General features: G+C 61.8%; 25 protein-coding genes and 1 riboswitch. Of the genes, 8 read left to right on the forward strand and 17 right to left on the reverse strand.

The annotated features are described in order from the left end of the window. Positions 1-46: 46 nt before the first annotated feature. A complete protein-coding gene (locus AC07N4_RS15900; protein WP_102619717.1) occupies positions 47-430 on the reverse strand; it encodes an MAPEG family protein in 384 nt (127 codons plus the stop codon). Positions 431-467: 37 nt separating this feature from the next. Further along, positions 468-1301 carry an EamA family transporter gene (locus AC07N4_RS15905; protein WP_273539377.1) on the reverse strand — a complete coding sequence of 278 codons (834 nt, stop codon included), beginning with the start codon at positions 1299-1301 and terminating at the stop codon, positions 468-470. A gap of 237 nt (positions 1302-1538) precedes the next feature. Here AC07N4_RS15905 and AC07N4_RS15910 point away from each other — a divergent pair, with 237 nt between their 5' ends. Continuing rightward, positions 1539-2804, forward strand: coding sequence for a cation:proton antiporter (locus tag AC07N4_RS15910; RefSeq protein WP_273539376.1), 1266 nt, complete (start codon positions 1539-1541; stop codon positions 2802-2804). Here the strand turns inward: AC07N4_RS15910 and AC07N4_RS15915 are convergent, their stop codons facing one another. Both AC07N4_RS15915 and AC07N4_RS15920 read right to left on the reverse strand, forming a co-directional pair. Then, positions 2805-3692 carry a formate/nitrite transporter family protein gene (locus tag AC07N4_RS15915; RefSeq protein WP_273539375.1) on the reverse strand — a complete coding sequence of 296 codons (888 nt, stop codon included), beginning with the start codon at positions 3690-3692 and terminating at the stop codon, positions 2805-2807. It abuts the gene before it with no gap. Positions 3693-3765: 73 nt separating this feature from the next. After that, the gene (locus AC07N4_RS15920) at positions 3766-4173 is read right to left on the reverse strand and encodes an acyl-CoA thioesterase (protein WP_007959686.1); all 408 of its coding nucleotides are present in this window, start codon (positions 4171-4173) and stop codon (positions 3766-3768) included. Positions 4174-4370: 197 nt separating this feature from the next. Then, positions 4371-4469, forward strand: a riboswitch (S-adenosyl-L-homocysteine riboswitch). A 22-nt stretch (positions 4470-4491) separates the two neighbouring features. Between AC07N4_RS15920 and ahcY the strand changes: the two genes are divergently transcribed. The 4 genes from ahcY to rhlE2 all read left to right on the forward strand — a co-directional run bounded on the left by ahcY (position 4492) and on the right by rhlE2 (position 10024). Further along, positions 4492-5901 carry an adenosylhomocysteinase gene (gene ahcY / locus AC07N4_RS15925; protein ID WP_127800358.1) on the forward strand — a complete coding sequence of 470 codons (1410 nt, stop codon included), beginning with the start codon at positions 4492-4494 and terminating at the stop codon, positions 5899-5901. A gap of 193 nt (positions 5902-6094) precedes the next feature. Further along, positions 6095-6940: a methylenetetrahydrofolate reductase [NAD(P)H] gene (gene metF, locus AC07N4_RS15930; RefSeq protein WP_493065703.1), complete on the forward strand. Its 846-nt coding sequence runs from the start codon at positions 6095-6097 to the stop codon at positions 6938-6940. 168 nt (positions 6941-7108) lie between these two features. Then, complete coding sequence (locus tag AC07N4_RS15935) at positions 7109-7921, forward strand: substrate-binding periplasmic protein (RefSeq protein ID WP_096817664.1); 813 nt, start codon at positions 7109-7111, stop codon at positions 7919-7921. 222 nt (positions 7922-8143) lie between these two features. Beyond that, entirely contained in the window at positions 8144-10024 is a 1881-nt protein-coding gene (rhlE2, locus tag AC07N4_RS15940; protein WP_096817662.1) for an RNA helicase RhlE2, read from the forward strand. Positions 10025-10093: 69 nt separating this feature from the next. Here rhlE2 and AC07N4_RS15945 read toward each other — a convergent pair whose 3' ends face one another. From AC07N4_RS15945 to AC07N4_RS15955, 3 genes are all read right to left on the reverse strand, one after another. Continuing rightward, positions 10094-10687, reverse strand: coding sequence for a YceI family protein (locus AC07N4_RS15945; RefSeq protein ID WP_096817658.1), 594 nt, complete (start codon positions 10685-10687; stop codon positions 10094-10096). A gap of 31 nt (positions 10688-10718) precedes the next feature. Then, a complete protein-coding gene (locus AC07N4_RS15950; RefSeq protein WP_102619714.1) occupies positions 10719-11270 on the reverse strand; it encodes a cytochrome b in 552 nt (183 codons plus the stop codon). A 247-nt stretch (positions 11271-11517) separates the two neighbouring features. Continuing rightward, positions 11518-13302, reverse strand: a complete 1785-nt coding sequence (locus AC07N4_RS15955; protein WP_493065702.1) for a flavin monoamine oxidase family protein — start codon at positions 13300-13302, stop codon at positions 11518-11520. A gap of 223 nt (positions 13303-13525) precedes the next feature. Between AC07N4_RS15955 and AC07N4_RS15960 the strand changes: the two genes are divergently transcribed. Together AC07N4_RS15960 and AC07N4_RS15965 are read left to right on the forward strand one after the other, a co-directional pair. Next, a complete protein-coding gene (locus AC07N4_RS15960) occupies positions 13526-14932 on the forward strand; it encodes an adenosylmethionine--8-amino-7-oxononanoate transaminase (RefSeq protein ID WP_493065701.1) in 1407 nt (468 codons plus the stop codon). A 146-nt stretch (positions 14933-15078) separates the two neighbouring features. Beyond that, entirely contained in the window at positions 15079-15798 is a 720-nt protein-coding gene (locus AC07N4_RS15965) for a 16S rRNA (uracil(1498)-N(3))-methyltransferase (protein WP_192559197.1), read from the forward strand. Positions 15799-15812: 14 nt separating this feature from the next. Here the strand turns inward: AC07N4_RS15965 and trhA are convergent, their stop codons facing one another. Further along, complete coding sequence (gene trhA, locus AC07N4_RS15970; protein WP_007953311.1) at positions 15813-16430, reverse strand: PAQR family membrane homeostasis protein TrhA; 618 nt, start codon at positions 16428-16430, stop codon at positions 15813-15815. Positions 16431-16571: 141 nt separating this feature from the next. Between trhA and AC07N4_RS15975 the strand changes: the two genes are divergently transcribed. Next, positions 16572-17492 carry a LysR family transcriptional regulator gene (locus AC07N4_RS15975; protein ID WP_493065700.1) on the forward strand — a complete coding sequence of 307 codons (921 nt, stop codon included), beginning with the start codon at positions 16572-16574 and terminating at the stop codon, positions 17490-17492. Between the two features lie 190 nt (positions 17493-17682). Here AC07N4_RS15975 and madM read toward each other — a convergent pair whose 3' ends face one another. From madM to mdcA, 9 genes are all read right to left on the reverse strand, one after another. Then, positions 17683-18447, reverse strand: coding sequence for a malonate transporter subunit MadM (madM, locus tag AC07N4_RS15980; RefSeq protein ID WP_493065699.1), 765 nt, complete (start codon positions 18445-18447; stop codon positions 17683-17685). Position 18448: 1 nt separating this feature from the next. After that, positions 18449-18865, reverse strand: a complete 417-nt coding sequence (madL, locus tag AC07N4_RS15985; protein ID WP_085709094.1) for a malonate transporter subunit MadL — start codon at positions 18863-18865, stop codon at positions 18449-18451. Between the two features lie 66 nt (positions 18866-18931). Next, complete coding sequence (mdcH, locus tag AC07N4_RS15990) at positions 18932-19852, reverse strand: malonate decarboxylase subunit epsilon (RefSeq protein ID WP_493065698.1); 921 nt, start codon at positions 19850-19852, stop codon at positions 18932-18934. Next, the gene (locus AC07N4_RS15995; RefSeq protein ID WP_493065697.1) at positions 19849-20469 is read right to left on the reverse strand and encodes a malonate decarboxylase holo-ACP synthase; all 621 of its coding nucleotides are present in this window, start codon (positions 20467-20469) and stop codon (positions 19849-19851) included. The genes mdcH and AC07N4_RS15995 overlap by 4 nt, the downstream gene beginning before the upstream one ends. Continuing rightward, complete coding sequence (mdcE, locus tag AC07N4_RS16000) at positions 20463-21248, reverse strand: biotin-independent malonate decarboxylase subunit gamma (protein WP_192559201.1); 786 nt, start codon at positions 21246-21248, stop codon at positions 20463-20465. The genes AC07N4_RS15995 and mdcE overlap by 7 nt, the downstream gene beginning before the upstream one ends. Further along, positions 21245-22096 carry a biotin-independent malonate decarboxylase subunit beta gene (locus tag AC07N4_RS16005; protein ID WP_493065696.1) on the reverse strand — a complete coding sequence of 284 codons (852 nt, stop codon included), beginning with the start codon at positions 22094-22096 and terminating at the stop codon, positions 21245-21247. Before AC07N4_RS16005 ends, mdcE begins: the two co-directional genes overlap by 4 nt. Further along, positions 22089-22388 (reverse strand): malonate decarboxylase subunit delta, encoded by a 300-nt coding sequence (locus tag AC07N4_RS16010; protein ID WP_336838938.1) that lies wholly within the window; start codon positions 22386-22388, stop codon positions 22089-22091. Before AC07N4_RS16010 ends, AC07N4_RS16005 begins: the two co-directional genes overlap by 8 nt. Next, complete coding sequence (locus tag AC07N4_RS16015) at positions 22388-23260, reverse strand: triphosphoribosyl-dephospho-CoA synthase (RefSeq protein ID WP_493065695.1); 873 nt, start codon at positions 23258-23260, stop codon at positions 22388-22390. Before AC07N4_RS16015 ends, AC07N4_RS16010 begins: the two co-directional genes overlap by 1 nt. Further along, a complete protein-coding gene (mdcA, locus tag AC07N4_RS16020; protein ID WP_493065694.1) occupies positions 23260-24930 on the reverse strand; it encodes a malonate decarboxylase subunit alpha in 1671 nt (556 codons plus the stop codon). The genes AC07N4_RS16015 and mdcA overlap by 1 nt, the downstream gene beginning before the upstream one ends. Between the last annotated feature and the right edge of the window lie 124 nt (positions 24931-25054).

The following is a 25054-nucleotide window of genomic DNA, read 5'->3' on the forward strand; positions in this document are numbered from 1 at the left end:
CAACGCAAAAGATCGCAGGCCTCGTCAGCCTGCGATCTGTTCAGCTTCAGACCGAAACGAAGAAGAAACTGGCGATCAGCCCCATCCCGACAAACCACACCAGCGACCGCAGAATCGCCCAGTCCGCCAGATAACAAATGATGTAGAGCAGACGACTGGTGATGAACAGCACCGCCAGTACATTCACCGTCACCAGTTCCGCCGTGCCCACCAGATGCGCGACGATCACCGCCGCCGCAAACGCCGGCGTCACTTCAAAACTGTTCAGTTGCGCCGCATGGGCCCGTCGGGCCAGACCGTTCAGGCTTTCGAGAAAATCCCGAGGATCGTGGTTGTCGCTGAGCCGATAACCACCGACAGCCTTGGCCACGCCCGTGCACACATAGGGCAGAAAAATCGCAATCAAAACGCACCACAGAGCCACCGTCATAACGCCGTCCTTCTTCAGTTTTTAGAGTATTGGCGGGTCAGAACTTCATCACCAGCATGCCGATCAGCACCAGCCCACAGGCTAAGAGCCGTGGCCGACCGAAAGGTTCTTTCAGGTAACGCATGCCGAACAGCACCACCAGAATCACGCTGATTTCACGCAACGCCGCCGCTTCGGCAATCGACCCCAGTTGCATCGCCCACAGCACCAGAGCGTAGCTGAACAACACGCAGAACCCGACCGCCAGTCCCAGCTTCCATTGTTCGCGCCAGAACAGCATGAACGCCGGCCGCTTGGCCACCCACGCCAGCAGCGGGAACGGCCACGCGCTGAGCAGCGTGACCCAGACCAGGTAATCCAGTGGATGCGACCAGCGCCGCAAGGCCTGGCCATCGATGTAGGTGTAGCAGCCGATGCACAACCCGATCAGCGCCACCACCGGCAGCATCGACCATGGCAAGTGTTTCCCGCCACCGCCCTGCCAGAGCAGGCAGGCCATGCCCAGCGGGATCAACATGATCCCGAAGATCTGCTGCGTGGTCAGCACTTCACCGGCGAAGATCAGGGTCAGCGCCAGTACCACCAGCGGCGACAAACCGCGCATCAGTGGATAAACCAGGCCCAGGTCGCCGACTCGATAGGCCTGGATCAACAGGTAGCGATAGAGCAGCTCGAACGCCGCCGACGCCAGAATCCACGGCCAGATCTCCAGCGGCGGCAGGCTGATGAAAGGAAACGCCAGCGCGACAAACAACAGCGCCACGGTGTCCATGCAGGCCACCACCAGCAGCCGTTCGGCGCTGAATTTGATCAGGGTATTCCACGCTGCGTGCAACAGCGCCGCCACCAACACCAGAGCTGTCGCCAGCACGTGTCACTCCTTCATTCTTGTTTTTGAACCTGAGCCATTTGATCAGGTCTTTGATTCGCGATGTGTCAGGCGCTGTTTATACGTCAAGCGCCCCCGTCGCAACCGGTTGCGCACAGACAAATCTCAAAAAATCCTGTCTGGGCGACACAATTGTGCCCCCACCCGGCATCTGCCCATCCAACCCTTGCGTCCACGAACGGGCGCGCTGTCTTTTCACCCCCATCCAAAGGACCCCGGATGCTTGAACTCGTCGCCGCTTTCATCTGCCTCACCACCCTCCTCACTTTTGTGAATTTCCGCTTCATCGGTTTGCCTCCGACCATCGGCGTGATGGTTACCGCACTGATGTTTTCCCTGTTGCTGCAAGGCCTGAGCCTGCTCGGCTACCCCGGCCTCGAAGAGCGCGTACAGCAACTGATCGGCCAGATCGACTTCGGTGATCTGCTGATGAACTGGATGCTGTCGTTCCTGCTGTTCGCCGGCGCCTTGCACGTCAACCTGAACGACCTGCGCAGCTACCGCTGGCCCATCGGCCTGCTGGCGACGTTCGGTGTACTGATCGCCACCGCCGTGATCGGCAGCCTCGCCTACTACATTTTTGCCCTCTTCGGCTGGCACGTGAGCTTCCTCTACTGCCTGTTGTTCGGCGCGCTGATTTCCCCGACCGACCCGATCGCGGTGCTTGGCGTGTTGCGTACGGCCAATGCCTCGAAGCCGCTGAAGACCACCATCGTCGGCGAATCCCTGTTCAACGACGGCACCGCCGTGGTGGTGTTCACCGTGCTGCTGGGCATCGCGCAACTGGGCGAAACCCCGACCGTCGGCGCCACGGCCATGCTGTTCGTCCATGAAGCAGTGGGCGGCGTGCTGTTCGGCGGGCTGATCGGTTATCTGGTGTACCTGATGATCAAGAGCATCGAGCAGCACCAGATCGAAGTCATGCTGACCCTGGCGCTGGTCATCGGCGGTTCGGCGATGGCCACCGAGTTGCACGTCTCGGCGCCGATTGCGATGGTGGTCGCTGGTCTGATCATCGGCAACCTCGGTCGCAATCTGGCGATGAACGACATGACGCGCAAATACCTGGACGGTTTCTGGGAGTTGCTCGACGACATGCTCAACGCCCTGCTGTTCGCGCTGATCGGCATGGAGCTGTTGCTGCTGCCGTTCAACTGGCTGCACGTGGCGGCGGCGAGCCTGCTGGCGCTGGCGATTCTGCTGTCGCGCCTGCTCACCGTGGCCCCGGCCATTGTCCTGTTGCGCCGCTGGCGCACAGTGCCGCGCGGCACCATCCGGATCCTGACCTGGGGCGGTTTGCGCGGCGGTGTTTCGGTGGCGTTGGCTTTGGCCCTGCCGCTTGGCCCGGAACGCGATCTGCTGCTGAGCATCACCTACATCGTGGTGCTGTCGTCGATCCTGCTGCAGGGTCTGACCATCGGCAAACTGGTCAAACATGCGACCCGCAATGAACCGGCAACCACTGCCGAACCTGCGCACCACTGATCATTTCCTGATCCGCTGCGGGTCGGGCTTTTCCGCCTGATCCGCAGACTCCTTCGGCTTGCCGCTTTCGCTGCGGATCTGCGCATGGCTGATCAGGGCGAAGATGAAACTGCCGCCGATGATGTTGCCCGCCAATGTCGGTCCGGCAAATACCGCCCAGAAATCACTCCACGGCAACTCGCCGGCAAACACCAGATACGACACTTCCGCCGAGCCGACCACGATGTGGGTGAAGTCGCCCAGTGCCATGAGGTAGGTGATGAGGATGATGATCCACATCTTCGCGCTTTCCATGGACGGAATCATCCAGACCATGGTGGCGATCATCCAGCCGGAAACGATGCCCTTGGCGAACATCTGGCTGGCGTGGTTTTCCATGACCTTGCGACCGATTTCGAGGAAGGCGGCGTCGGTCTTGCTGTCGAAGATCGGCAGCTCGAGCATCACGTAAGCCACCAGAATCGTGCCGCACAGATTGCCGAACAGTACGACTGTCCAGAGTCGGATCAGTCGGCCGAAGTTGCGGATCGTCGGTTTGGTCATGACCGGCAGCACAGCGGTCAGGGTGTTTTCGGTGAACAGTTGCTGGCGAGCCAGGATCACCGCGAGAAAACCTGCGCAGTAGCCGAAGCTGGCGATCACCTTGAATTCGTCACCCTCGGGCAACCGGGAATTGAGCAGGCCCATGCCCATCAGCGACAGGCCCATGGTCAGCCCCGCCGCCAGCGCCGACCACCACAGCGCGGCAATGCTGCGCTCCAGTTCCTGGTCGCCCTGTTTACGGATGATTTCATGCAGGACTGCCGCGCGGGGCGGCTGGTTTTTCTCGACTTCGTGCTGTTCCTTGGCCGAGAGGTCGGGGGTCTTGCCGTCTGTTGGCGTGGTCATGGCGGGAAACCGGTGGCGGGGTCATAAAACTACGACACGCGCCATTCGGCTTCCGTTCTACAGAACGCGCCGATTACTCGGTAACAGGCGTTTCATCCTTGAACTGGTCTTTGACGTATTTGATTTCGGTCCGCCCGTGCGGTGCCGGCAGGCCGTCTTCACCGAGGTTGACGAAGACCATCTTCTCGACCGTCAGGATGCTCTTGCGGGTGATCTTGTTGCGCACTTCACAGGTCAGGGTGATCGAGGTGCGGCCGAACTCGGTGGCGGTGATGCCCAGCTCGATGATGTCGCCCTGGCGCGAGGCGCTGACGAAGTTGATCTCGGAAATGTACTTGGTCACCACACGCTGGTTGCCCAGTTGAACGATGGCGTAGATCGCGGCTTCTTCGTCGATCCAGCGCAGCAGGCTGCCGCCGAACAGGGTGCCGTTGGGGTTGAGGTCTTCGGGTTTTACCCATTTGCGGGTGTGGAAATTCATGTTCACTCCTGAGCGTTTGCCGAAAGATGGGCGCCATCTTGGCAGACTGATCGGTCATGCTCCATGAGGCTTCTACTATGGTCGCGATTGGCGATCTTCATTTGGCCGACAGAAACCCTTTGGAAGATCAGTCTAGACGGCTATAATCGCCCCCGTTTCAAAACGGTAACGTTCACTTGATACCGTTTTCCCGCCACCTGTCCGAGGGGCGCTGCAGCAGGTTCAACCTGTCAGGCTCGGATGGGGCGTTGACTGGCTCAGGCCGGACACTAAACGCACAACGGCGCCCATTCGCATACATTACGAATGGAGGCTCTCATGAGCGCTGTTATCACGCCTGCAGATTTTAACGATTACAAAGTTGCCGACATGTCCCTGGCTGCCTGGGGCCGTCGCGAAACCATCATCGCCGAGTCGGAAATGCCGGCCCTGATGGGTCTGCGCCGCAAGTACGCTTCCGAGCAGCCGCTGAAAGGCGCAAAAATCCTCGGCTGCATCCACATGACTATTCAGACCGCCGTGCTGATCGAAACCCTGGTTGCCCTGGGTGCCGAAGTGCGCTGGTCGTCCTGCAACATCTTCTCGACTCAGGATCAGGCCGCTGCTTCCATCGCCGCTGCCGGCATCCCGGTTTTCGCCTGGAAAGGCGAGACTGAAGAAGAGTACGAGTGGTGCCTGGAGCAGACCATCCTGAAAGATGGCCAGCCATGGGACGCCAACATGATCCTCGACGACGGCGGCGACCTGACTCAGCTGCTGCACGACAAGTACCCACAGGTTCTGGACCGCGTTCACGGCGTGACCGAAGAAACCACCACCGGCGTACACCGTCTGCTGGACATGCTGGCCAAGGGCGAACTGCGCATCCCGGCCATCAACGTCAACGACTCGGTGACCAAGTCCAAGAACGACAACAAGTACGGCTGCCGTCACAGCCTGAACGACGCCATCAAGCGTGGTACTGACCACCTGCTGTCCGGCAAGCAAGCGCTGGTCATCGGCTACGGTGACGTGGGCAAGGGCTCGGCCCAGTCCCTGCGTCAGGAAGGCATGATCGTTAAAGTGTCCGAAGTCGACCCGATCTGCGCCATGCAAGCCTGCATGGACGGTTTCGAACTGGTTTCGCCGTTCATCGACGGTATCAACGACGGCACCGAAGCCAGCATCGACAAAGCGCTGCTGGGCAAGATCGACCTGATCGTGACCACCACCGGTAACGTCAACGTTTGCGACGCAAACATGCTCAAAGCCCTGAAGAAGCGCGCCGTTGTCTGCAACATCGGTCACTTCGACAACGAAATCGACACCGCTTTCATGCGCAAGAACTGGGCATGGGAAGAAGTGAAGCCACAGGTACACAAGATCCACCGTACCGGCCCGGGCGCTTTCGACGCTCAGAACGACGACTACCTGATCCTGCTGGCCGAAGGCCGTCTGGTGAACCTGGGCAACGCCACCGGTCACCCGAGCCGCATCATGGACGGTTCGTTCGCCAACCAGGTTCTGGCCCAGATCTTCCTGTTCGGCCAGAAGTACGCCGACCTGTCGCCAGCCCAGAAAGCCGAGCGCCTGACCGTTGAAGTACTGCCGAAGAAACTCGACGAAGAAGTGGCCCTGGAAATGGTTCGCGGCTTCGGCGGCGTGGTCACCCAACTGACCAAGCAACAGGCTGACTACATCGGCGTGACCGTCGAAGGCCCGTTCAAGCCGCACGCTTACCGCTACTAAGTAAGAGCAGCTGCGAGCTTCAAGCTTCAAGCGGCAAGCAAGGCCACAAGCCGAGCTTGCCGCGCGAAGCCCGAAAGCTCTGCCCCTATTTGTCAAAACAGTGTCAGGCCGCAAGCTTCAGGCACAAGAGACCAGCGCACCTCCGCTGCTCTTGCAGCTTGAAGCTTGCAGCTTGTAGCTGGAGGTCCCCTCCATGTCCCAAGACCGTCGCTACAGCTTCGAGTTCTTCCCGACCAAGACCGATGCTGGGCATGAAAAACTGCTCGCCACTGCCCGTCAGCTGGCCACCTACAGCCCTGACTTCTTTTCCTGCACCTACGGCGCGGGCGGTTCGACCCGTGACCGCACGCTGAACACCGTGCTGCAGCTGGAAAGCGAAGTCAAAATCCCCGCTGCCCCGCACCTGTCGTGCGTCGGCGACAGCAAGGACGATCTGCGCGGCCTGCTGAACGAGTACAAGGCTGCCGGCATCAAGCGCATCGTCGCCCTGCGTGGTGACCTGCCGTCCGGCATGGGCATGACCAGCGGCGAGCTGCGTCACGCCAATGAACTGGTTGAGTTCATTCGTGAAGAAACCGGCAATCATTTCCACATCGAAGTCGCCGCCTACCCGGAAATGCATCCGCAAGCGCGCAATTACGAAGACGATCTCGCCAATTTCGTGCGCAAGGCCCGTGCCGGCGCCGACAGCGCGATCACCCAGTACTTCTTCAACGCCGACAGCTACTTCTACTTTGTCGACCGTTTGCAGGCGCTGGGCGTGGACATTCCAGTTGTGCCGGGGATCATGCCGATCACCAACTACAGCAAGCTCGCGCGTTTCTCCGATGCCTGCGGTGCGGAAATCCCGCGCTGGATCCGCAAGCAACTGGAAGCCTATGGCGATGACAGCCAAAGCATTCAGCGCTTCGGCGAACAGGTCGTCACCGAAATGTGCGAACGCCTGCTGCAGGGCGGCGCACCTGGTCTGCACTTCTATTCCATGAACCAGGCCGAACCTAGCCTGGCGATCTGGAACAACCTGAAGTTGCCACGCTGAGACCGCTGTACGCCGCAAGCTGAACGCTTCTTGCCACAACAAAAGATCGCAACTTTCGACAGCTTTTACAGGGCTGTCGCAACTGCGATCTTTTGCTTTTAAGGCCCGAAACAGAGCTTCTGCTGCCAGTTTCTGGCTCTTTGGCGTTTCTCGTCGTAATCTCAAGTCATGCCTTTGATCACGCAGTTATTCGCCGTGCTGGTTTTTGCTTGCCTGAGCTTTGCAGCTCGGGGCGAGAAGCTGCGTATCGTCACCGAACCGTGGGCCCCGTACGTTTACGAAGAGAACGGCAAGAACCTCGGGCTGGACTACGAAACCACCGCCATCGTGTTCAAACGCCTGGGCATCGAAGTCGAATGGCAGTTCCTGCCGTGGAAACGCTGCCTGTCGATGCTCGAAACCGGCCAGGCCGACGGCGCACTGGACATTTTTCACAGCGCCGAACGCGACGCCACCCTGCTCTACCCGAGCGAACCGCTGTCGGACGTCGAATTCGTGATGTTCTACGCCAACGAACGACCGCATCCCTTTCGCAGCCTTGAAGACCTCAAGGGCCTGACCATCGGCACCTCGCCGGGTTATCTGTACAGCCCGGACTTCAGCGAGTCGACCCTGTTCACCCGGGAACCGGCCCCGACCCACGAAGCCAACTTCGGCAAACTGGTGCGCGGGCGGATCGACCTGCTGATCACCGACCGACGCGTGGGCCAACACTTGCTCGATGAACTGAATATCCGCAACCAGATCACTGAAAACCCCACTGTCATCAGCCGTCAGAGCCAGTTCCTGGCCGTTCGGCGCAACGCAGGGATGGATTTGCTGGTGCAGCGCTTCGGCGCCGAACTCAAGCGTTTCAAGCGTGAACCGGCCTATGCCGAGCTCAGCGCACGCTACGGCGCGACCCCGGCCATGACCGCGCCACTGGGCAGCGCCACCGCCAGCGGCAAAACCGTTGAGCAGCAGGAAAGCGGCGCGCAGTGATTGCTCTGTTATACTCCGGCGTTCCCGCCAGGCTCACGCCCGGACGCCCGGAACCGTAACAGGCCTCCCGACCCGCTACAGCGCAGCTTTTCAGCCCGCGCGAGCGCTCCGGACGTGCCTTCGGAACCGCAGCAGGACCGGACGGGATTGCGTCCTCTTAAACGCCATTCGCGCCAGGCAAGACTCCCATTGGGCCAAGCCCTAACTAAAACAGGATTACTCATGTCCTTTGCTTCCCTCGGTCTCTCCGAGGCTTTGGTCCGCGCTATCGAAGACGCGGGCTATACCGAGCCTACTCCGGTGCAACAGCGGGCCATTCCCGCCGTGTTGCAAGGTCGCGACCTGATGGTTGCGGCACAGACAGGTACCGGTAAAACCGGCGGTTTCGCCCTTCCGATCCTGGAGCGGCTGTTCCCTAACGGTCACCCGGACAAATCCCAGCGTCACGGCCCGCGCCAACCGCGCGTCCTGGTGCTGACCCCGACCCGCGAACTCGCGGCCCAGGTTCACGACAGCTTCAAGATCTACGCCCGTGACCTGAAATTCGTCAGCGCCTGCATCTTCGGCGGCGTCGGCATGAACCCGCAGGTTCAGGCCATGTCCCGTGGTGTGGACGTACTGGTTGCCTGCCCGGGTCGTCTGCTCGACCTGTGCGGCCAGGGCAGCGTCGATCTGTCCCACGTTGAAATCCTCGTGCTGGACGAAGCCGACCGCATGCTCGACATGGGCTTCGTCCATGACGTGAAGAAAGTCCTCGCGCGCCTGCCGGCCAAACGCCAGAACCTGCTGTTCTCGGCGACCTTCTCCAAAGACATCACGGATCTCGCCGGCAAGCTGCTGCACAACCCGGAACGCATCGAAGTGACGCCGCCGAACACCACGGTCGAGCGCATCGAACAACGCGTATTCCGCCTGCCGGCCAGCCACAAGCGTGCGCTGCTGGCTCACCTGATCACTGCTGGCGCCTGGGAACAGGTACTGGTGTTCACCCGCACCAAGCACGGCGCCAACCGTCTGGCCGAGTACCTGGACAAGCACGGCCTGCCGGCTGTCGCGATCCACGGCAACAAGAGCCAGAACGCCCGCACCAAAGCCCTGGCCGACTTCAAGGCCGGTGAAGTACGCATTCTGGTAGCGACCGATATCGCCGCCCGTGGCCTGGACATCGACCAGCTGCCACACGTGGTCAACTTCGAACTGCCGAACGTCGATGAAGACTATGTGCACCGCATCGGCCGTACCGGCCGTGCCGGTCGTTCGGGCGAGGCGATCTCGCTGGTTGCGCCGGACGAAGAAAAACTGCTGAAAAGCATCGAACGCATGACCAAGCAGAAAATCGCCGACGGCGACCTGATGGGCTTCGATGCCAGCACCATCGAGGCCGAGAAGCCTGAAGTGCGCGAGCGTCCGGACATGCGCAACCCGCGCAATGCCCGTGGCCCACGCGGCGACGGCCCGAATGGCGGCGGTGGTGGTGGCGGTCGTAAAGACAAAGGCAAAGACAAGGGCAAGGAAAAACCTGCCGGCGAACGCGGTGAGCGTGGCGAGCGTCCAGCCCGTCAACAGAAGCCGCGCGAAGGCACCCCGGCCCGCGAACAGCGTCAACCGAGCCAACCGCCACGCGCCGCTGCTGACCGTGCTCCGGACGAATTCCTCGACGACGATGTGGATAACTTCGGTAACCGCGTTGACTACGTGCCGAAGCAGGCTCCGGCCGGCGGCCGTGGTCGTCGTCCAGGCGCTCCGGCGCAAGGCGCAGGTTCGGGCGCGCCGCGCACCGGTGGCCAGCCACAAGGTCGCCAGAACGGTCCGCGCAACAGCAACGGTTCGAGCACCGGCACCCCACCGGCCAAACGCAGCGGCCCGCGCAACGGTGCGCCGCGTGACGGCCAGGGTCGTCGCGACGAAAACCCGCGCAACCGCCGCCCGGCCCGTGACGATCAGCAACGTGCAGAACCGGCCGTGCAGAACCCGCGCAGCAGCGGCCCGAAGATCATGCACAAGGAATCGAAAGCCGACCGCTTCCCGACTCCGGAACAGCTCGATCAACTGCCAAGCCGTCCACGCGGTGAAAAACCGGCCTTGCTGACTCGCAATCGCTGAGTTTCAACAAGGCAATAAAAAACGCCCCCGGTCGCAAGACCGGGGGCGTTTTTGTATGTCTGGCGAAAATTACTTCGCTTTGACACCTTCGAACGAGATGTACAGGTCGACGTTGTCGGACTGTGGACCCAGATCCATCATCTTGCCGAAATCAGAGCGCTTGATGCTGGTGGTACCTTCGAAGCCGGCACGGTAGCCGCCCCATGGATCCTTGCCTTCACCCAGGAACGTGGCCTTGACCACGATCGGCTTGGTCACGCCGTGCAGGGTCAGGTCGCCGGTCACGTCAGCAGTGTCTTTGCCTGCGGCGTTCTTGCCGGTGGATTTGACGCTGGTGGAGACGAACTTGGCGTCAGCGAATTTGCCCACGTCCAGGAAGTCTTTGCTGGCGATGTGCTTGTCACGCTCGGCGTGGTTGGTGAACACGCTGGCGGTCTTCACGTCGAACTCGATCTTGCTGTCTTCAGGCTTGGCAGCATCGAAGCTGAACTTGCCGCTGATGTCCTTGAAGGTACCGGTGATGAAGCTGTAGCCCAGGTGGCTGATCTTGAAGTCGACGAAGGCGTGCTGACCTTCTTTGTCGACGGTGTAGTCAGCGGCCATTACGTTGGCGGACAGCACGGCAGAACCGATTGCCAGAGCGGCCAGAGTCTTTTTCAACATGCTTTCTTTTCCTTTGAGTCGAGGTTGAACGTCAGGCTTTGCGACCGAGCATTCGGGTAAGGGTCGCATCACGATCGATAAAGTGGTGCTTCAATGCTGCCAACGCATGAAGGCCGGAAAAAATTACCAGCGCCCACGCCAGGTACAGATGAATCACCCCAGCGGTATCTGCCTGGTCCGGTAGTCCGGAAACCAGTGCAGGAACTTCAAACAGGCCAAACACCGGGATCCCGACACCGTCTGCGGTGGAAATCAGGTAACCGGCAAGCATCACGGCGAACAGCGCAAGGTAGAGGAACCCATGGCCGAACCTGGCGCCGATGCGGGTCATGCGGCTGTAGCTCTGCAGCGTTGGCGGCGGAGGGCTGACAAAACGCCACAGCACCCGCAACACCATCACAGCCAGCAGCACCAGACCGATGCTCTTGTGCAGATCCGGCGCGTCTTTGCGCCAGGTGCTGTAGTAATCCAGCCCCACCATCCACAGACCGAGTGCGAACAATCCGAAGACTGCCAGCGCCACGCCCCAGTGCATGAAAATGCTGACCCAACCGTAGCGCGAAGAAGAGTTACGTAGCTGCATTGCCCAAATCCTGTGAGAACTGCGAACCAAGACTAGCGAGTTATCTATCGATTTAAAGCGGAAAATTTCGCTTTGAAATATCGAGAAATACGATCAAGAGTCTTGAACAGGGGAGTTAAGGAAAGATTAAAGGCGAAAGTGTGGCGGGATGTTAGTTGGCGGCTCGCAGATTTCCACTCACCGGACCGACTGACAGGCAATAAAAAGCGCGGCATGAAAGCCGCGCTTTTTCATTCACCGCAAAGCCTTACTGCGCTTTGGTATCGGTCGTTGCAGCAGGCTTGGCCGCTGGCTTCTTCGCCGGCTCAGCCTTTTTCGCTGCAGGTTTGGCCGGGGCCTTTTTCGCCTCGGCCTTCGCCGCAGGTTTCTTCGCTGCTGGCTTGGCTGCCGCTTTCTTGGCTGGCTCGGCTTTCGCCGGGGCTGCTGGCTTCGGTGCTTCCACCGGAGCTGGCGCAGGAGCCGGGGTCGGTGCAGGCGCTGGAGCGGCTGGAGCAGGTGCCGGCTCTGGCGCTTTCACTGGCTCCGGTTTCTTGTCGTCGTCCGAACCGCCGAACAGGTTGGTGAAGAAGTTGCCTTTCTTCGCCGCCGTGGCCGCACCCGCTGCGCCTGCCGCCGCTGCTGCTGTGGCCGCTGCCGGGCCGACCTTGATCGGTTCGAAGGATTTGCCCGCCGCCAGGTCTTCAACCTGACTGGCCGCACGCTGACCGGTGCGCAGTGCGCCTTCCAGGGTGCCCGGGTACAAGGTGTCGGTGTGTTCGCCGGCAAACGCTACGCGTTGCAGCGGACGTTCCCACAGGCGCCAGAATTTGCTGATCTGGCCAGGACCGAAGGCCAGGTAGGAGCCGCCAGTCGACGGGTCGGTGCTGTAGCGACGGATTTCATAACCGGTGAACGAGCCACGGGCCTGTGGATAAAACGTGTGCAGACGGATCAGCACCTGATCGACCATCTGCTTGTCGCCGAAGGCCTGCATCACACGGGCGTTGTCGCCGGACAGGTTGATCACCACGTTCGCGCCGCCCTTCAGGGCCGGCTCGATCCACAACATGCCCAGACCGGTGTTGCTGTAGATCTCGCCGGACATCCGCGCCTTGCTTTCCCACACTGGCGTCTTGAATTTCAGCATGATCTGGTCGCGCCAGCCGTAGTTGGTGCCCTTGATCGCCGCCAGGTGCTGGGCGTCCAGCGCCGGGGTCAGCTGGATCTTGTTAAGCGCGCGCAGTGGCACGGCCAATACGACGTAATCCGCCGAATAGCCAACGCTGCCGACCTTGACGGTCACGCCGTCCTTGTCCTGGGTGATGGCGGACACCGGCGAATCGGTCTTGATGGTTTTCAGCTGCTTGACGAAGGCCTGGGCCAGCACCGGGCTGCCACCGACCAGACGCGAAGCGCGCAGGTCACGGTCGGACACGCCGCGATAAACCCGGCTCTGCTGCGCGAAATACAGCAGCGACAGGCGCGAAGGTTCGTCGTAGTGGGTGCGGATATCCTGGTTGATCAGCTGACGCGCGGTGGCTGGCAGGTTCTGCTTGTCGAGCCAGCTCGACACGTTGATCTGGTCCAGGGCGTGCAGGGTGTTGGTCGCGGCCGGGTTCTGCGGATCGTCAATCGAACGCGCCAGATCGTCGCGGGTCTTCTCGTAGGCTTTCAGCGCCTGGGCGGTGGCCGGTTGCTTGGTGGCCAGGTCGGCGGCGGAGAAATACTCGCCGTCGATCAGGTAACCCGGGGTCCGCACGAATTCAGGGGCCGGCGTGGTGCTCAGCTTGAAGGTCGACACGTATTTGTTCAGTACCGGCTGAGCCTTGTCGTTGCCGATCCACTCGCTGGTGGCCATGCCCGAGCGACCGCCCAGGCTCGGCTTGGCTTCCAGCAGCGTGACCTGCCAGCCCTTGTTCTGCAGTTCGTAAGCCGCAGTCAGGCCCGACAGGCCGCCGCCGATCACGATCGCGGTTTTATCCTTGGCCAGCGCCGTAACGCTAAACAGCCCCAACACCACAAGCGCACAGGCGCGCAGCCAACCGACAGACATTCAGCGAACTCCGGAAAAACACGTAGGAAAAAGCAGTTTTGCGGGTCAGACGACCCAAAGAACCGCGAAGAATACGTCAGCCATCAAAACGCCGCCAGCAACGTCTATCGGCCCATACAAAGTAGCTCAATCGACACAATGGGTTGTCCCGACGCGACGCATTGCATAGGCTTGCGCGATTGTTTGCCCGCGCCTGACGCGAGCCGCCTCGAGGAGACTGAACATGGGCCTGAACAACCAGTGGATGCAACGCGATCTCGCGGTGTTGTGGCATCCCTGCACCCAGATGAAAGACCACGAACAGCTGCCGCTGATCCCGATCAAGCGCGGTGAAGGCGTCTGGCTGGAAGATTTCGAAGGCAAGCGTTATCTGGATGCCGTCAGTTCCTGGTGGGTCAACGTGTTCGGTCACGCCAACCCGCGCATCAACCAGCGCATCAAGGATCAGGTCGATCAGCTGGAACACGTGATTCTGGCCGGCTTCAGCCATCAGCCGGTGATCGAGCTGTCCGAGCGTCTGGTGAAAATGACGCCAGAGGGCCTGAACCGGGTGTTCTACGCCGATAACGGCTCGTCCTGCATCGAAGTCGCACTGAAAATGAGCTTTCACTACTGGCTCAACCGCGGCCAGTCGAACAAGAAGCGCTTCGTCACCCTGACCAACAGCTACCACGGCGAAACCATGGCGGCGATGGCGGTCGGCGACGTGCCGCTGTTCACCGAAACCTACAAAGCCCTGCTGATGGACACCATCAAGGTGCCGAGTCCCGATTGCTACCTGCGCCCCCAGGGCATGAGCTGGGAAGAGCATTCGCGCAACATGTTCGCGGCCATGGAACAGACCCTGGCGGAAAATCATGACAGCGTCGCAGCGGTGATCGTCGAGCCGCTGATCCAGGGCGCCGGCGGCATGCGCATGTATCACCCGGTCTATCTCAAGCTGCTGCGCGAGGCCTGCGACCGTTACGGTGTGCACCTGATCCACGATGAAATCGCTGTCGGTTTCGGCCGTACCGGGACGATGTTCGCCTGCGAACAGGCCGGCATCCGCCCGGACTTCCTGTGCCTGTCGAAAGCCCTGACCGGCGGTTATCTGCCATTGGCGGCGTGCCTGACCACCGACGAGGTGTACAGCGCGTTCTACGACGATTACCCGACCCTGCGCGCCTTCCTGCATTCGCACAGCTACACCGGCAACCCGCTGGCCTGTGCGGCGGCGCTGGCGACGCTGGATATCTTCGAACAGGACAACGTGATCGAGAACAACCGGGCGTTGTCACAGCGCATGGCGTCGGCCACGGCGCATCTGGTGGATCACCCGAACGTTTCCGAAGTCCGCCAGACCGGCATGGTGCTGGCCATCGAGATGGTCAAGGACAAGGCCACGAAAGAAGCCTATCCGTGGCAGGAACGTCGCGGCCTGAAGGTGTTCCAGCATGCGCTGGAGCGTGGCGCGTTGCTGCGTCCGCTGGGCAGCGTGGTGTATTTCCTGCCGCCGTACGTGATCACCCCGGAGCAGATCGACTTCCTCGCCGAAGTCGCCAGCGAAGGCATCGACATCGCCACCCGCGACAGTGTCAGTGTGTCGGTGCCGAAGGATTTCCATCCCGGTTTCCGCGATCCGGGCTGATCTAAATTACTTAAGTTGACGACTCGTTCCCATGCTCTGCGTGGGAATGCCTCACCGGACGCTCTGCGTCCGCTCTTGGGACGCAGAGCGTCCCGGGCTGCATTCCCACGCGGAGCGTGGGAACGATCTAACCAGAGAGACCCGAAATGAGACTGTCCCGCTTCTTTATCGACGCCCCGCTCAGCATTGGCGAACACGAACTGCCGGAAGCCCAGGCGCATTACATCAGCCGCGTGCTGCGCATGGCCGAGGGCGATGCGGTGCAGATGTTCGACGGTTCCGGCCACGAGTTTCGCGGTGCACTGCTGGAAGTCGGCAAGAAGCGCGTGACGGTCAGGATCGACGAACAACTCGCCGGCCAGGTCGAGTCACCGTTGCAAATCCACCTCGGCCAGGGCCTGTCCCGGGGCGAGCGGATGGACTGGGCGATCCAGAAAGCCACCGAACTGGGCGTCAACGAAATCACCCCGATTTTCAGCGAACGCTGCGAAGTCCGCCTCAAGGATGAACGCGCCGACAAACGCCTGCTGCACTGGCGTCAGGTAGCGATCAGCGCTTGCGAGCAATGCGGTCGTTCGCGGGTGCCGGTGATTCATCCGCCGGTGTTGCTGGCCGACTGGTTGAAACAGACCGAAGCCGAACTGAAACTGGTTCTGCACCCGGTGGCCGAACCCTTGGTCAGCCACGCCAAGCCATCGACGCTGGCGTTCCTGATCGGCCCTGAAGGCGGCTTGTCCGACGCCGAAGTCGAGCAGGCCAAAGGCAACGGCTTCCACGCCGCCCGACTCGGCCCGCGCGTGCTGCGCACCGAGACCGCGCCGGTTGTGGCGCTGGCGGTGGCGCAGCAACTGTGGGGTGATTTCTAAACCTGTGGGAGCGATTACAGAACGTAAAACAGAATCGCCACAAAATGCAGCAGGCTCCCGGCGATCACAAACAGATGCCAGATCCCGTGGGCATGCCGCAACCGGTGATCAAGGGCAAAGAAGATGATCCCCACGGTGTACAACACGCCGCCCGACGCCAGCCAGGCAAACCCCGCCGTCCCCAGCGCCGCGATCAGCGGTTTGACCGCCACCAGCACGATCCAGCCCATCACCGCGTAGATCACGATCGACAGGATCCGCGCCTCCGAGCGCGGCTTGATCTCTTGCAGGATGCCGATCAGCGCCAGTCCCCAGACAATCCCGAACAGCGTCCAGCCCCACGGCCCGCGCAGGGTCACCAGGCAGAACGGCGTGTAACTGCCGGCGATCAGCAGGTAGATCGAAAAGTGATCGACCTTCTTCATGATCGCTTTCTTGCGCCCGCGTACGCTGTGGTACACGGTGGATGCGCTGTAAAGCACCAGCAAGGTGAAGGCGTAAATCGCCACGCTGACGATCTTCCACGGGCTGCCGTCGAGACTGGCGATCACCAGCATCCAGACGCCCCCGACAAACGCCGCTATCGCCCCGACCAGATGCGTCCAGGCGTTCAGTTTTTCTCCGTGATACATGTGTCGCACACCTCGATTTCATTACCGCAGCGCGCAAGGCTCGGGCCTTGAGCGTAAAAGCGCAATGTTTCCGTTCAACGCGGGCCTGCGCCTGTCCTGATATTTGGGCACAATCGACCGATACCAAGAAGAGTCCGCGCCATGCTGATCGACGAAGAATTGACCCTGAAGAAACTCGAGGTGTTCCTCGCCTTCATGCGTACCGGCAACCTCGCCCGCGCCGCCGCCGAGTTGCAGACCAGCAATGTCAGCGTGCACCGCGCGATCCATTCGCTGGAAAGCGCCCTGCGCTGCCCGTTGTTCAAGCACGAAGGACGCAACCTGACGCCGCTGGAGAGCGCCTATGTACTCGAAGAGCGGGCGCAGAAGCTGATTCAGGACGTGGTCGAAAGCGTGCGCCTGACCCGCGAAGCCGCCGGGTTCTCGGCAGAACGCTTCAAGCTCGGCTCGCTGTATTCGCTGACGGTGAAGACCGTGCCGCAGCTGATCATGGGCCTGAAGATCCGCCGCAGCGAACTCAACATCGATCTGATCCTCGGCTCGAACATCGACCTGCTCTACAAGCTGAAAAACATGGAAGTCGATGCGATCCTGGTGTCGCTGGACGACAGCGTCAATGACCCGGATTGCGAGCAGATTCCGCTGTTTTCCGACGACATCTTTCTCGCCACCCCGGCCGATTCCCGCTTCGCCCAACGCAGCGAAGTGGATCTGGCGGAGGTGCGCGACGAAACCTTCATCACCCTCACCCAAGGCTTTGCCACCCATCAGGACGGTATTCGGGTGTTCCGCCAGGCGGGGTTCGAGCCGAAGGTGGCGATGCAGGTCAACGACATCTTCACCCTGCTGAGCATGGTCAGCTCCGGGGTCGGTTATGCATTGCTGCCGGGGAGGATTGCGGCGGTGTACGAGAACCGGGTGAAGCTGATTCCGTTGCAGGAGAAGTACCGGTTGCAGCAGCACATTGGTGTGGTGTTCTTGAAGGCCAAAGAGCGGGATCCGAATTTGCTGGCGTTGCTGGCGGAGTGTCGGATGTATGCGAATCGCCAGGCTGGGGTTTAGATCAAGATCAAGAGCTACCCCCTCACCCCAGCCCTCTCCCCCAAGGGGGGCGAGGGGGAAAGGGAGCAGATCGGGGTTTTTTCAAACCTGAGTTCGACTCAGGATTTTCAGGTCGGCGTAACTCAAATACTCACCTCGGTCAGTCCCCTCTCCCTCCGGGAGAGGGTTAGGGTGAGGGAACTCTTGATCTTCAGCCAACAATCGCGCGAACAATGAAGAACAACAGCGATGGCCCAAGCAGGCACCCAAGCCCGGTGTGAAACGTAGCCGTCAACGCCCCATAAGGCACCAACCGCCGATCCGTCGCCGCCAACCCGGCAGTCACGCCACTCACGGTCCCGGCCAACCCGCCAAACACCATCGCAGAGCGCGGATTGTCGAGGCCCATCCAGCGCGCCGCCACTGGCGTGCCGACCATCACCAGAATCGCCTTGATCAACCCGGTGGCAATCGACAACGCCATTACATCCGAGGTCGCGCCAATCGCTGCGCCGGTCACAGGCCCGACGATATAAGTCACCGCCCCCGCGCCGATGGTGGTCATGCTCACCGCATCGCGGTAACCGAACGCCCAGGCCATGCACGCGCCGACTATGAACGGCAGGATCGTGCCCAGCAGCAGCGCGATCACGCCAATCAACCCGGCCTTCTTCGCCTCGGTCGCCTGCACCTCGAACGCCGTGGCAACGATGGCGAAATCCCGCAGCATCGCGCCGCCCATCAAGCCGATGCCGGAGAACAGCGAAAGATCCGCCAGGCCTTTCTGCCCACCGGTCATGGTGCCGCCAACCCAGGCCAGCACCAGGCCGATGACGATGGCGATCGCCGAGCCGTGAATCCGCCCGAACGTCAGGCGTTTGGAGAGAATCACCGAGACCCACATGATCACGCCGACGAAGGCGAACGCGGTGACCAGACCGTTGTGCTCCAGACCTTTTTCAATGAGATCCCACATATCAGCGACCTCCTACGGGCGTGCCGACCGGGGAGACTTCCGCCGGTTCATCGGGCAACGGTTCGCCCTTGTGGGTACGGCTGATCAGCGCAATCGTGCAGCCACAGACCACCACCGAACCGATTGCCGCCAGCACCGCCACCGGGCCGCCGTGCAGGGCGGTGACGACGTTCTGTTGCGCGGCCATCGCCACCACCACCGGAATGTACATGGCGCCCCAGAAGCCGACGCCCATCTCGCAGTCCTTGGTCATGCCGCCGCGTTTCTGCATCCACAACCGCGCGCAGATCAACAGGATCATGGCGATGCCGACCCCGCCGACGTTGGATTTGACCCCCAGCAGCACGCCAAGCAGGTCACCCATGATCACCCCTGCCAGCGTACAGATCGCCAGCAGCGCCACACCGTAAATAATCATTGTTGTAGTCCTCAAAGTGCATCGTCGAATGTTGTTTTTGTTGTTCGAAGCCTGAGTCGCGGCGGTCTAGAGTCGGCGGCCCTCCTCTTCACGCAACAGCGCCTGCAAGGTGTCGAGCCGGGCACTGTCGAAGGCAGTGACAGTCCCCTGTTCGAACACCCGGCGCGCCAGCCCGGTCAGTACCGCACCGGGCGGCAGTTCGATCTGTAGACGTACGCCGCGCTCGTAGGCGCTTTGCACGGTGCCGCGCCAGTCCACCACGCGGCACATGTTGAAGGCGAGGTCGTCGCGCAGCGCTTCTACCTTGGTCACAGGCCTTGCGCGGCTGCCGCTCAGGTAAGCGATTTTCGGTGTTTTCAGTTCAACCCTGGCGAACGCCTCGGCGAGGGTTTGCGCAGGCTTATCCAGCAACGGGCAGTGCGACGGCACGCTGACCGCCAGACGTTTCGCCAGCCCGGCACCACGACTGCGCGCCAACTCGGCGACCGTTTGCATTGCCTTGTCGCTGCCGGCAATCACCACCTGGTTATCGGCGTTGATGTTGGCCAGGTACACCGGTGTTTCTGCGCTGTGCACCTGCGCGAGCAACATTTCGACTGTGGACAATTGCAGACCGATGATCGCGGTCATGCCGAAGCCCTGTGGATAAGCCTGCTGCATCAACTCACCCCGCAGGCTGACCAGATGCAACGCATCGCTGAAGCTCAACGCTCCGGCAACCACCGCTGCCGGGTAGGCACCGATGGACAGGCCGGCGACGTAATCTGCAGTGAGTCCGTCCTGTAATAGCTGCCGCGAGGCTGCGACTCCGGCGATCAGCAGACAGAGCTGAACCGCCCGGGTGCTGCGCAACGCTTCGCTGGAATCCAGCCGCAAGACATCCTCACCGAGGCTATCGCTGGCCTCGATCAGCGTTTCCCGAGGCAAGCGCTGGAGCATGCCGGGCTGCTGCGCGCCTTGGCCGGGAAACACCAGCAGGCTGCTCACGCTGCCTGCTCCTGCGGGTTCCATGGGTCGCTGACCAGACAGGCTTCATGGGCACTTTTCAGCAGCACCCGCGAAGCATTCCCGGCCCATTCGCGCAGCGCGACGGCACCGAATGGTGTCTGCAATTGCAGGTCGACCCGGCAGGCTGCCTGATCGAAAATCGCCACCAGTTTGCGCGCCTGATTACGGGTCATCAGTTGCGGCGCTCGCAGGATCAAGTCGAGATCGCTGCGCTCGTGCATCGCCGTAAATCCACTGGCCAGCTCAAACCCGACGCTGCCACTGACGCCCCAGATCCAACCGCAATCATCGAGCACCGGCCGCAGTTGCCGCAGCGCGTGCATGACCGGAAGATCACGTTCGCTCTCGACCTGACAAAGCGCTTCCGGGCTGACCCGACAGCCAATCGAATCGATCGCCATGAACGCCGCCAACCGCTGCTCGCGCAACACACCGCGTACACCCACCGCCACGAATCCCTCAGCACTCAACGCCCGCCGCACCACCACCGGTTGCCCGGCGGCCAGCGAATCAATCGCCCACTGCGGCGCACCCGCCGGCAACTGCGCCGGCGTCATGCCCCACAGCAGGTCGTGGGCGAGAACGCTGTTCACCACTGCGCCCTCAGCAATTCACGTACGCGGCTGGAGGCTTCGCGATTTTTCGCGCCGAGACGATTGCTCAAGTCAGTCGCGGCAACATCGCCGATGGCTTGCTTCAGGCATTCGCCGACCCGCGCCAGGTCCTCCGCCGTTGGCTGTTCGATCTGCTGCACCGACAGGGTTTCCCAGAGCAAGCCGAGGCTGGCGTAGCTGTCGATGTCATAGGCCATCGGCGGCACGCTGGAGGCCAGGGTTTCCAGTTCTTCGACGCTGCGCAAGGTCACCCGCGCCGCCGAAGCCTTGCCCATCGCATGCACCATCACCCCCGGATCACGCAGGGCAATCAAGCGGTTGGCCTGATAACCGTGGGCTAGAAACGCCCCCGACATGGCCTTGCCTACCAGCAGCGCAATCACCGGATGCCCGGCCAGACGAGCGCGGGCGTAAGCGTCCGCCGCACCGGCCAGAGCCTGATGAATGCCGAGAGCTTCTTCGCGGCGACCGTAGGCCTGGCTCGGCACATCGACGATGGCGATCAGTGGGCGCTTTTGCGTTTTGTCACGGTCGGCGGTGATCGCGTCATCCACAGCCTTGGCCAGGCCCCAGCCTTCCAGCAACCCGACTTCACCGTTGCGAGCGCGAGGGAAACGGTTTTGCGGATCGGCGACCACGGCGATAAAGCGCCCGAGTGGCCCGTCGGCGACCTTCAACGATGGCGGCAAACCTTCAACAGCATTCGCACCCGCGCTCAAGGCGTTGAACCAGTTCAAACCGCGCACGGAATAACCGCTCATGAGCGCTCTCCTTGATACAGATCGCGAACCATCGAAGGCTCGATTTGCTTGTCAGTGTCCAGGCTCGCCAGACGTTGCAGGAACCATTCGGCCTGCTGGCTGCGCGGTTGCAGCGGCAAGCCTTGTTGCAGCAACTCGCCGACCTGCTGGCGAATCCGCGCCACGTCATCGGCGACATAGCGATCCACCAGGCCACTGGCGAAACGTTGCTCGCCACCGGTCAGGCTCCAGATGAAGGGCCGGTCGCGGGAGTCGTATTCCTCGATCCCGGCTTCCTGCTCGATCACCTGCGGACCGTTCAGGCCGAGGCGTGCTTCCTGGGTCACCAGCAAATAGCTGCACAGCGCGGCGGCAATCGACATGCCGCCAAAGCAACCGACGCTGCCGGCCACCACGCCAACCACCGGTTGGTATTGCTGCAAATCGACAATCGCCGCGTGGATATCGGCAATCGCCGCCAGTCCGAGGTTGGCTTCCTGCAAGCGCACGCCGCCGGTCTCCAGCAGCAAAATGGCACAGGTCGGGATCCCTTTGCGGTTGTCTTCAGCCGCCAGTTCCAGTGCGCCGGCGATTTTGGCGCCGCCGACTTCACCGAGGCTGCCGCCCTGAAACGCGCCTTCAATCGCCGCGATCACCACCGGCAAACCGTCGAGGCTGCCCTTGGCGATCACCACACCGTCATCGGCCTGCGGCACCACGCCCTGACGTTCCAGCCACGGCGACATGACGCGTTGAAACGGGTCGAGCAGTTCGCGGAAAGTACCGGCGTCGAGCAAGGCTTTCGCCCGCTGCCGGGCGCCGAGTTCGACGAATGAATGTTTGTGCAGAAGCGCTGAGGTATCAGTCATGGCCGATCTCCTCGAAGCCTTGTTCCAGACGCAGGCGCACCACGCCCGGGGTCGCACCGAAGTCGTGGATATCGATGGCCATCGCCGGCGGTGTGGTGCCGTCGAACATCCGTGCGAACAGATGCTGCCAGCGCTGCTGCGCGCCGTTGACCGAGGTCTGCACGTTGATCGTCAACTTGCCGGCGAGGCCCGGTTCGATCAGCACTTCCAGATCGCCGGAACCGACACATCCGACCAGCGTCCGACCACGTGGCGGCTGCCCGGCGGGGAATTCAAAAGATAAGGTTTCCATCAAAATGCTCCCTGAAGGATGCCGTCGCACTCGATCCGGTCGAGCAATAACGTGGCGGCGAGCAAGTCGGCGGCGCCACCGGGCGAGGCATTCAATGCGATGAGTTGTTGATCCAGCTCGTGCAAGCGGCGGCGACCGGTGAGGCTGGCGCTGCCACCGGCGTCGAGCACTGCCTGGGCGCCGTGCTGCATGGCGTGCAGGCCCGGTTCGCCGGCGCGGTACAGGACGCAGGTGTCGGCGAGGTCGGTCATGATCGCGAGCAAGGCATCAAGCCGGGCGTTCTGTTCGCCATGGCCGGCGGCGCGACTGCGTTTGAGCTGCGGCAAGCCGCGCTGCACTACGGACGGGAAGCCGAGCTGCGCTTCTTCCCGGGCACCGCGAGCGCCGTAGCGTTGGGCGACTTGGGCGCCGTGGCTCAGCGGGCGCGGCGCATAACGGTCATCGAGCAACGCCAGACGCGCAGCGCGCAGAGTGACGGCGCTGGCACAGGCGGACTTCGAATCCAGCGCAGCGGCCGTGACCAACAGGCCCAACGCCCAGATCGCCCCGCGATGGGTGTTCACGCCGTGGGTGGTGGCGAGCATGGCTTGCTCGCCTTCCCGTCCGATACGGCCGATGGCTTCACGCAACGGCAAGCCGATCTCGCCGAACTCAAGCGCGGCCTCGGCCATTTCCTTGAACGCCGGCCACAGCGCCAGCGCCGAAGCGTGCATCAATCCCAGGTGCAGATCGGTATGCGCACCATTGCCGCGACGGTCGACCAGCGCCGGTTTCGGCGACAGATCGGCTTCGTCGATCAGCGCGTCCACTGCCAGGTCCGCCAGCCGTTCCGCGAGGGTGATGGTTTTCGGTTGCAGGTTGAGTGCGTGCATTACCAGCTCCTGAACTTGGCGGGCGGGTTGTAGAGGCCGCCGGACCACTCGACCAGATCGGCCACGCTCTTCGCCGCGAGCAGTTCGCGGGTGGCGTCGGTGCGGCGGATGCCGAGGTCTTCGGGCAAGGCGATCAGGCCTTCGCGGCGCAAGCGTTCGGTGTCTTTCGGGTTGTGCCGCAGGCCGATGGCGGTGACGCCGGCCACCGCTGCGATCATCGCCTGACGCTCTTCCAGCGAGCGCGCCTTGTACAGATAGGCGATGCCCTCTTCGGTGAGCAAGTGAGTGACGTCGTCGCCGTAGATCATGATCGGCGCCAGCGGCATGCCGCTTTTCTTCGCCACCTCCACCGCATCGAGGGTTTCGACGAAGGTCGGTTTGCCGCCCTCCTGGAAGGTCTCGACCATTTGCACCACGAGTTTCTTGCCGCGTTCGAGCATCGGTTGCTGCGAATCGTCATGACGCATGTCGAGCCAGGCTGGAGTGCCGTGACGGCGACCGCGTGGGTCGTGCCCCATGTTCGGTGCGCCGCCGAAACCGGCGAGGCGACCACGGGTCACGGTGGAGGAATGGCCATCGCCATCGACTTGCAGGGTTGCGCCGATGAACAGGTCCACCGCGTATTGCCCGGCCAGTTGGCAGAACATCCGGTTGGAACGCAGCGAACCGTCACGCCCGGTGAAGAACACGTCCGGCCGCGCGGCGATGTAGTTTTCCATGCCCAGTTCGGTGCCGAAGCAATGCACGCTTTCGACCCAGCCGCTTTCGATGGCCGGGATCAGCGTCGGGTGCGGGTTGAGCGTCCAGTTGCGGCAGATCTTGCCCTTGAGGCCGAGGGATTCGCCGTAGGTCGGCAGGATCAGTTCGATGGCCGCGGTGTTGAAACCGATGCCGTGGTTCAGCGACTGCACATTGTGTTTTTCGTAGATCCCGCGGATCGCCATCATCGCCATCAATACGTGCACAGGCTTGATGTGACGCGGGTCGCGGGTGAACAGCGGTTCGATGTAGAACGGCTTGTCCGCCACCACCACGAAATCCACCCACGACGCAGGAATGTCCACACGGGGCAGTTCGCTGACGTCGTCCACCAGTTGATTGACCTGGACGATGACGATGCCGTCGCTGAACGCTGCCGGCTCAATGAGCGCCGGGGTGTCTTCGGTACTCGGGCCGGTGTAGATGTTGCCGGCACGGTCGGCCATGAACCCGGCCGAGAGCACGACGTTGGGGATCAGGTCCACCACCAGCCGGGCGTAGAGTTCGATGTAGGTGTGAATCGCACCGATTTCCAGCAAGCCGTCTTCGAGCAACTGGCTGATGCGCAGGCTCTGGGTACCGGCGAAGGAGAAATCGAGCTTGCGGGCGATACCGCGTTCGAACAGATCGAGGTGCTCGGAGCGGCCAACGCTGGGCATGATCATGTGCAGGTCGTGCAGCTTCTCGGGATCGGCCTTGGCCAAAGCACGGGAAAGAAAATCCGCCTGCTTCTGGTTGTTGCCCTCCAGCACCACACGGTCGCCGGGCAGGATCAGCGCCTCAAGCGCCGCGACGATCCTGTCGGTGGGCAACACCGCACCGTCGGCCAGCCCGCGCACCTTGTCGAGGCGACGCTGCTTCTCGTCGCGCCGCCGCGTCCAGCGCGAGTCGGGGGAAATTGTTGTTGTCATGCTCACTCCACGGGGTTCGCTGTCGTGGAGCTACCTTAGGAGTGTCGGGTGGGTGCATCAATCAAGCGCGGTGGTAAATCATTACGGTCAGCGTAACGATCAAGAGCGCCCTCACCCTAGCCCT

It is taken from the genome of Pseudomonas sp. GW821-FHT09E04, from assembly GCF_059416185.1.

Coding starts and splice junctions, on each gene's coding strand:
- AC07N4_RS15900 (WP_102619717.1), bottom strand. CDS start 430: ATGACGGTGGCTCTGTGGTGCGTTTTGATTGCGATTTTTCTGCCCTAT.
- AC07N4_RS15910 (WP_273539376.1), top strand. CDS start 1,539: ATGCTTGAACTCGTCGCCGCTTTCATCTGCCTCACCACCCTCCTCACT.
- AC07N4_RS15915 (WP_273539375.1), bottom strand. CDS start 3,692: ATGACCACGCCAACAGACGGCAAGACCCCCGACCTCTCGGCCAAGGAA.
- AC07N4_RS15920 (WP_007959686.1), bottom strand. CDS start 4,173: ATGAATTTCCACACCCGCAAATGGGTAAAACCCGAAGACCTCAACCCC.
- ahcY (WP_127800358.1), top strand. CDS start 4,492: ATGAGCGCTGTTATCACGCCTGCAGATTTTAACGATTACAAAGTTGCC.
- metF (WP_493065703.1), top strand. CDS start 6,095: ATGTCCCAAGACCGTCGCTACAGCTTCGAGTTCTTCCCGACCAAGACC.
- AC07N4_RS15935 (WP_096817664.1), top strand. CDS start 7,109: ATGCCTTTGATCACGCAGTTATTCGCCGTGCTGGTTTTTGCTTGCCTG.
- rhlE2 (WP_096817662.1), top strand. CDS start 8,144: ATGTCCTTTGCTTCCCTCGGTCTCTCCGAGGCTTTGGTCCGCGCTATC.
- AC07N4_RS15945 (WP_096817658.1), bottom strand. CDS start 10,687: ATGTTGAAAAAGACTCTGGCCGCTCTGGCAATCGGTTCTGCCGTGCTG.
- AC07N4_RS15950 (WP_102619714.1), bottom strand. CDS start 11,270: ATGCAGCTACGTAACTCTTCTTCGCGCTACGGTTGGGTCAGCATTTTC.
- AC07N4_RS15955 (WP_493065702.1), bottom strand. CDS start 13,302: ATGTCTGTCGGTTGGCTGCGCGCCTGTGCGCTTGTGGTGTTGGGGCTG.
- AC07N4_RS15960 (WP_493065701.1), top strand. CDS start 13,526: ATGGGCCTGAACAACCAGTGGATGCAACGCGATCTCGCGGTGTTGTGG.
- AC07N4_RS15965 (WP_192559197.1), top strand. CDS start 15,079: ATGAGACTGTCCCGCTTCTTTATCGACGCCCCGCTCAGCATTGGCGAA.
- trhA (WP_007953311.1), bottom strand. CDS start 16,430: ATGTATCACGGAGAAAAACTGAACGCCTGGACGCATCTGGTCGGGGCG.
- AC07N4_RS15975 (WP_493065700.1), top strand. CDS start 16,572: ATGCTGATCGACGAAGAATTGACCCTGAAGAAACTCGAGGTGTTCCTC.
- madM (WP_493065699.1), bottom strand. CDS start 18,447: ATGTGGGATCTCATTGAAAAAGGTCTGGAGCACAACGGTCTGGTCACC.
- madL (WP_085709094.1), bottom strand. CDS start 18,865: ATGATTATTTACGGTGTGGCGCTGCTGGCGATCTGTACGCTGGCAGGG.
- mdcE (WP_192559201.1), bottom strand. CDS start 21,248: ATGAGCGGTTATTCCGTGCGCGGTTTGAACTGGTTCAACGCCTTGAGC.
- AC07N4_RS16005 (WP_493065696.1), bottom strand. CDS start 22,096: ATGACTGATACCTCAGCGCTTCTGCACAAACATTCATTCGTCGAACTC.
- AC07N4_RS16010 (WP_336838938.1), bottom strand. CDS start 22,388: ATGGAAACCTTATCTTTTGAATTCCCCGCCGGGCAGCCGCCACGTGGT.
- AC07N4_RS16015 (WP_493065695.1), bottom strand. CDS start 23,260: ATGCACGCACTCAACCTGCAACCGAAAACCATCACCCTCGCGGAACGG.
- mdcA (WP_493065694.1), bottom strand. CDS start 24,930: ATGACAACAACAATTTCCCCCGACTCGCGCTGGACGCGGCGGCGCGAC.